At 70.3% G+C, this 2,718-nt stretch carries 4 protein-coding genes; 3 read left to right on the top strand and 1 reads right to left on the bottom strand.

Translation table 11 applies throughout. The annotated features are described in order from the left end of the window. Positions 1–113: 113 nt before the first annotated feature. Positions 114–1,079 carry an alpha/beta fold hydrolase gene (locus tag ACWF94_RS38160; protein WP_453499501.1) on the bottom strand — a complete coding sequence of 322 codons (966 nt, stop codon included), beginning with the start codon at positions 1,077–1,079 and terminating at the stop codon, positions 114–116. Positions 1,080–1,242: 163 nt separating this feature from the next. Here ACWF94_RS38160 and ACWF94_RS38155 point away from each other — a divergent pair, with 163 nt between their 5' ends. The 3 genes from ACWF94_RS38155 to ACWF94_RS38145 all read left to right on the top strand — a co-directional run bounded on the left by ACWF94_RS38155 (position 1,243) and on the right by ACWF94_RS38145 (position 2,704). Next, positions 1,243–1,512 carry a hypothetical protein gene (locus ACWF94_RS38155; protein WP_453499499.1) on the top strand — a complete coding sequence of 90 codons (270 nt, stop codon included), beginning with the start codon at positions 1,243–1,245 and terminating at the stop codon, positions 1,510–1,512. A gap of 157 nt (positions 1,513–1,669) precedes the next feature. Then, positions 1,670–2,335, top strand: a complete 666-nt coding sequence (locus ACWF94_RS38150) for a TetR/AcrR family transcriptional regulator (protein WP_453499497.1) — start codon at positions 1,670–1,672, stop codon at positions 2,333–2,335. Positions 2,336–2,476: 141 nt separating this feature from the next. Further along, positions 2,477–2,704: a DUF3107 domain-containing protein gene (locus tag ACWF94_RS38145; protein ID WP_453499495.1), complete on the top strand. Its 228-nt coding sequence runs from the start codon at positions 2,477–2,479 to the stop codon at positions 2,702–2,704. Positions 2,705–2,718 lie beyond the last annotated feature (14 nt).

The following is a 2,718-nucleotide window of genomic DNA, read 5'->3' as shown; positions in this document are numbered from 1 at the left end:
GTGTCGTAGGGATCGGCGCCGGGTGCGCCCGGGGGGTGGGTGCCGGACCCGGTAGCCGGGTCCGGGCCCTTGGGTGCGGGGCCTTTACGGCTGTGTCGTCCCACGGGCCCCGATCAGCTCCTCACAGTGTCGTCGAGCAGTTCACGCACGGCCTGTGCGACCGTCTCCGGGTACTCCATCATCGCCACATGCCCCGCGTCCGGCAGGGTCAGCAGCCGCGAGTCCCGGAAGGCCGCGGCGGCCTTGCCCGCCACACGGTACGAGACGAGCTGGTCCCTTCCCCCGTAAACCAGCAGTGTCGGCGCGAGCACCCGCTCCGCCTGCCGCCACAGTCCGTGCTGGCCGCCGAGCGTGTACGCGTCGACGATACCGCGCGCCGAACGGGCCATCGCGTCCCAGAAATAGGGCAGTTGGGAGCGGCGCTCCATCTCCTCCACCGCGTGGCGCAGGCCCTCGTCGGAGACCCGGGAGGGGTCTCCGTAACAGAGAGCCATCACCCCTCTGGTGCGCTGTTCGGCCGTCCACTCCCTGGTCAGCCGGCCGAAGAGCCGGGCGACGCCGGGCAGGGCGAGCAGCGCGGTGGGCACGGCGGAGCGCTGCACCCGCAGCTCGGGCAGGGCGGGCGAGACCAGGGTGAGCGTACGCACCAGATCGGGCCGGACGGCCGCGACGCGGGTGACGACGGCGCCCCCGAGAGAATTACCCAGAAGGTGTACGGGCCCGCGTCCGCCGGCGTCGAGCAGCCGGATCACCGCCCGGGCGTGTCCCGTGACCGAGTAGTTGCCGTCGTCGGGCGGCGGGGAGTCGCCGAAGCCGGGCAGATCGACCGCCTCGCCGTCCACGGCGTCCGCGAGCAGGGGCATCATCGCCGACCAGTTCTGCGAGGAGCCGCCGAGTCCGTGGACGTACAGCGCGGGCGGCAGTCCGGTGCGCAGCGGCGGCCGGGATCTGACGGTGAGGGTCAGCCCCGGCAGTGTGACGGAGCGCAGCTCCTCCCCTTCGGCGACCCGTACGGCCGCGACTTTGGGGGCCACGGCGGTGGCGGCGGCGCTGACACCCGGCAGCTCGGTCGAAGACATGCCCGCAATGTTACGAGACGATCACACCGCGAATCGTGTGTTCGGCGTCACACATCGCATAGCGCCGCGCACCGGTAGCTCCTACGCTCATAGGTGGGGTCCTTCAGCGGCCCCCGGCGATCCCCAGGGACTACCTCCCGAGCTTCAGGGAATGCGGTGCACCATGGCTGTCGATCCCAGCGACCCCGACACTTTCGATCAGCTCGACCGGTTCGGCGAGTCCGCCGCCGACGGTGCGGGCGGGGACGAGCGCGCCGAGCGGGCCGAGCACCTCGACGAGGAGGTCCCCGAAGCCGACGCCGCTGAGCAGCACACGGAGGTGAGTCAGCGGCGTGACGATCCCCTCATACATATCGATCCGGACACCGCGAATGAGGCGGACGCGGTGGAGCAGGCCCGTGTTGTCACCATCGACGAGGACGACTATCGGTGACCCTGACTGACCTGACCTCTTTTGCCCACGAATAGGGAACTACCGCGACTGTCCGGTCCGTGAAATTCTGCGTCCGCGACGCGCACGCCCGGGTTACCCAAAAGTACGATGGCGGGCGCGGCGCACCGCGCGCACGGAACGAATTTTGGGAGGCGGCGTGACAGCCATCGAGCAGACAGAGGCGGCGCGCCCGCGGGGCACGCGTCTTCCGCGCCGAGCCCGCAGGAATCAGCTTCTGGGCGCTGCCCAGGAAGTATTCGTGGCCCAGGGATACCACTCGGCCGCCATGGACGACATCGCCGAGCGGGCGGGCGTCAGCAAGCCCGTGCTCTACCAGCACTTCCCGGGCAAACTCGACCTGTATCTGGCGCTCCTCGACCAGCACTGCGAGTCCCTGCTGCTCTCGGTCCGTACCGCGCTCGCGTCGACGACGGACAACAAGCAGCGCGTCGCCGCGACCATGGACGCCTACTTCGCGTATGTGGAGGACGAGGGCGGTGCCTTCCGGCTGGTCTTCGAGTCGGATCTGACCAACGAGCCCGCTGTGCGCGAGCGCGTCGAGCGGGTCTCCCTGCAGTGCGCGGAGGCGATCTCCGATGTGATCGCCGGGGACACCGGCCTGTCGAAGGACGAGTCCATGCTGCTGGCCGTGGGCCTCGGCGGGGTGTCCCAGGTGGTGGCCAGGTACTGGCTCTCCAGCGAGTCCGCCATCCCCAGGGATACGGCGGTGCAGTTGCTCACCTCGCTCGCCTGGCGCGGCATCGCCGGCTTCCCGCTGCACGGCGCGGAACCTCAGGCGGAACCCCGGACCGAGCCGTCCTGACCCGGCGGGCGGTGTTGTCCGCTGCCGGCTGTTCGCTCCTGGCGTTCACCGGGGGCGGCGGGAGCGTCCCCGCGCCCGGCTAATGTGTGCTGGGTACGGCGCGATGACCGCGCAACGCTGACCGTTCGGAGGGACATAGCCGTGGAGGTCAAGATCGGCGTGCAGCACGCGCCCCGGGAGATCGTTCTGGAGAGCGGGCAGTCCGCCGAGGACGTCGAGCGCGCGGTGGGAGACGCGCTGGCGGGCAAGGCGCAGCTGCTCAGCCTCACGGACGACAAGGGCCGCAAGGTTCTGGTGCCGGCGGACCGTATCGCCTACGTGGAGATCGGTGAGCCTTCGGCACGGCGCGTGGGTTTTGGAGCGCTGTAGGAGCGGTCCGGAAC

It is taken from the genome of Streptomyces sp. NPDC055078 (assembly GCF_053607985.1).
Note: the sequence above shows the minus strand (reverse complement) of the source record. Positions and strands in the feature narration are given on the sequence as shown.

What these genes read in the sequence shown, in the direction of transcription:
- ACWF94_RS38160 (WP_453499501.1), bottom strand. Translation starts at nt 1,079, where the DNA reads ATGTCTTCGACCGAGCTGCCGGGTGTCAGCGCCGCCGCCACCGCCGTG.
- ACWF94_RS38155 (WP_453499499.1), top strand. Translation starts at nt 1,243, where the DNA reads ATGGCTGTCGATCCCAGCGACCCCGACACTTTCGATCAGCTCGACCGG.